This is a genomic window from Mesorhizobium sp. M4A.F.Ca.ET.090.04.2.1 (assembly GCF_003999085.1).
Taxonomy (GTDB): Bacteria; Pseudomonadota; Alphaproteobacteria; order Rhizobiales; family Rhizobiaceae; genus Mesorhizobium.
Genome location: NZ_RZOT01000610.1, coordinates 1 through 3,392 on the forward strand (window position 1 = coordinate 1; position 3,392 = coordinate 3,392).

Sequence of the window (3,392 nt, forward strand, 5' to 3'; positions counted from 1 at the left end):
GCGAGAGCGCCAGGCAGATCGTCACCGAGCACTGGGCGACTTACGGCCGCAACTACTATTCCCGCCACGACTATGAGGAGGTCGAGACCGAGCGCGCCAACAAACTGGTCGACGAGTTGCGCGCCAAGCTCGCTTCGCTGCCCGGCACCAGCGTGCGCGGCCTGAAAATCGCCAACGCCGACGACTTCGCCTATCACGATCCGGTCGACGGCTCGGTGAGCAAGAACCAGGGCATCAGGATCCTGTTCGAAGGCGGCTCACGCGTCGTCTTCCGCCTCTCCGGCACCGGCACCTCCGGTGCCACCCTGCGCGTCTATATCGAGCGCTACGAGCCGGATCAGGCAAGGCACGATCTCGACACGCAGGAAGCGCTCGCCGACCTCATAGCCGCCGCAGACGATATTGCGGGTATCAAGAGCCACACCCGCCGCGACAAGCCGAGCGTGATTACTTGAGGGTGGTTCTCCGCGGCTCCCCCTTCTCCCCTTGTGGGAGAAGGTGTCGCCGAAGGCGACGGATGAGGGGTGCCACAGCTTGGCGCAAACCATCATCCAGATCACCGACGCCTCATTCCGTCCAAGACCCCTCATCCGGCTCGGCGCTGCGCGCCGATCCACCTTCTCCCACAAGGGGAGAAGGGGAGGCGCGCGCGTGACCTCGCTCGGCGCAACCTTCTCCCCCGATGGCATCCGTTTCGCCGCCTGGTCGTCGTCGGCGAGACGCCTGTGGGTCTCGATCTTTGACGACAGCGGTGCGCACGAGATCGACCGGCTCGAACTCCAGCCGCAAGGCGAGGGCGGGCACGCGCTCCTCGTCTCCGGCCTTTCCGACGGCGCGCGCTACGGCTTCCGGGCGGACGGCGACTACGCGCCTGAACGCGGCCTGTGGTTCGATCCTGAAAAGCTTCTCGCCGATCCCTATGCGATCGAGATCGACCGGCCCTACCAGTACCACTGGCGGCTTGCCGCCAAGCGCAACGAAGGCGCCGACACCGCGCCGCTGATGCCGAAGTCGGTGGCATGCGCCTTGCCGCCGCTGCTGCCAGCCCTACCACCCCTGTTCCAGCCCGGCGGCCTGATCTACGAACTCAATGTCCGCTCTTTCACCAAGCTCCATCCCGATGTGCCGGAAGCGCAGCGCGGCACCATCGCCGCGCTCGCCCATCCGGCTGTGATCGAGCATCTGCAAAAGCTCGGCGTCTCCGCTGTCGAACTGATGCCGATCACCGCCTCGATCGACGAGCGGCATCTGCCGCCGCTCGGGCTCCACAACGCCTGGGGCTATAATCCCGTCACCTTCATGGCGCTCGATCCGCGCCTGGCGCCGGGCGGCCTGGCCGAATTGCGCGACACGGTCGCCGCCTTGCGCAAGGCCGGGATCGGCACGATCCTCGACCTCGTCTTCAACCACACCGGCGAGAGCGACCGCTTCGGTCCGACGCTGTCGCTGCGCGGCCTCGATGCCCAGGCCTACTACCGGCACGAGCCGGACGGCAGGCTGGTCAACGACACCGGCACCGGCAACACCATCGCCTGCGACCATCCGGTCGTCCGTGAAATGGTGCTCGACACGCTGCGCCATTTCGTCCGCGCTGCCGGCGTCGACGGTTTCCGCTTCGACCTGGCGCCAGTGCTCGGCCGCGTCGACGGCACGTTCGACCCGCAAGCGCCGCTGCTTCAAGCCATCGCCGGCGACCCGTTGCTGGCCGACCGGGTGCTGATCGCAGAACCCTGGGACATCGGCCCGGGCGGCTATCAGCTCGGCAATTTTTCCCGACCCTTCCTCGAATGGAACGACCGCTACCGCGACGATGTCAGGCGCTTCTGGCGCGGCGATGCCGGCACGATCGGCGCGCTGGCCACCCGGCTTGCCGGCTCATCCGATGTCTTCGCTAGGGCCGCGCTGGCGACGAGCCGCACGGTCAATTTCATCGCCGCGCATGACGGCATGACGCTGGCCGACCTCGTCGCCTATGAGGAAAAGCACAACGAGGCCAATGGCGAGCAGAACCACGACGGTCACGGCGACAACCTGTCCTGGAACAATGGCGCCGAGGGCGACACGGACGACGCCTCGATTGCCGAGGCGCGGCTCGGCGATCAGCGCGCGCTGCTTGCCATCCTGTTCGCCTCGCGCGGCACGATCATGCTGACGGCGGGCGACGAGTTCGGCCGCACGCAGCGAGGCAACAACAACGCCTATGCGCAGGACAATGCCATCACCTGGCTCGACTGGGCAGGCCGCAATCAGGCGCTGGAGCGGTACGCGGCTGCGCTCGCCGCGCTGCGCCGCGCCGCGCCGGCGCTTGCGGATACGCGCTTCCTGAGCGGCCAGCCGCAAGCCGGCTCCGACGATCCCGACGTCGCATGGCTGACCGAAACGGGCTCGCCGCTCGGCGAGGCCGACTGGAACGATGCGCGGCGGCATCGTCTCGCCATGGTGCTTGGCGGCGCCAGCGCCGGCGATGGCCGTCTCGCCGTCATCCTCAACGGCGACCGCCGTCAATGTGTCTTCACGCTGCCGGAACGGGCGGGGTTCGGCTGGCATGCCGCCATCGAGACGGCGGATGGCGGCGTCGACCCGTCGCGGCCGGTGCCGGGGCGGACGGTGGTATTCATGATCGAGCGTAAGGCCGGCGGCCGGGCGCGCAGCGGGAAGGGCAAGTGATGACTGATGGCAATGGGCGGCGCGGGTCCGACTGGTGGCGCGGCTGCGTCATCTACCAGATCTATCCGCGCTCCTTCCAGGACACGACGGGCGACGGCAGCGGCGATCTCAAGGGCATCACCGCCAGGCTCGTGCATGTCGCCTCGCTCGGCGTCGACGCCATCTGGCTGTCGCCCTTCTTCAAGTCGCCCATGGCCGACATGGGCTACGACGTGTCGGACTATCGTGACGTCGATCCGATGTTCGGCACGCTGGAGGATTTCGATGCACTGATCGCCGAGACGCACCGGCTCGGCCTGAAGGTCGTCATCGACCAGGTGATCTCGCACTCGTCCGACAAGCATGAATGGTTCGTCGAGAGCCGCGCCAGCCGCGACAACCCGAAGGCCGACTGGTACGTCTGGGCCGATGCCAAGGCCGACGGCAATGCGCCCAACAACTGGCTGTCGCTGTTTGGCGGGCCGGCCTGGGAGTGGGATGCCACTCGCCGGCAGTACTATATGCACAATTTCCTCGCCGCCCAGCCCGACCTCAACTTCCACAATCCGGAGGTTCAGGACGCGGTGCTCGACACGGTGCGCTTTTGGCTGGAGCGCGGCGTCGACGGCTTTCGGCTGGATACGGTCAACTACTATTTCCATGACCGCTGGCTGCGCGACAACCCGCCTCTGGCGGAAAGCGTCGCCGGCATCAACGGCGCCACCACCACCTATGCCTTCCAGGAG

General features: G+C 67.2%; 2 protein-coding genes and 1 pseudogene. All 3 read left to right on the forward strand.

The window, feature by feature from the left end:
- Nucleotides 1–455, forward strand: a pseudogene (locus EN781_RS29070) (alpha-D-glucose phosphate-specific phosphoglucomutase); the annotation flags it as partial.
- 196 nt (nt 456–651) lie between these two features.
- On the forward strand, nt 652–2,667 hold the full coding sequence (glgX, locus tag EN781_RS29075) for a glycogen debranching protein GlgX (RefSeq protein ID WP_126055817.1): 2,016 nt from the start codon (nt 652–654) through the stop codon (nt 2,665–2,667).
- Nucleotides 2,667–3,392: alpha-amylase family glycosyl hydrolase (locus EN781_RS29080; protein WP_245492680.1), on the forward strand; the 726-nt coding region annotated here is incomplete at its 3' end. The genes glgX and EN781_RS29080, both read left to right, overlap by 1 nt.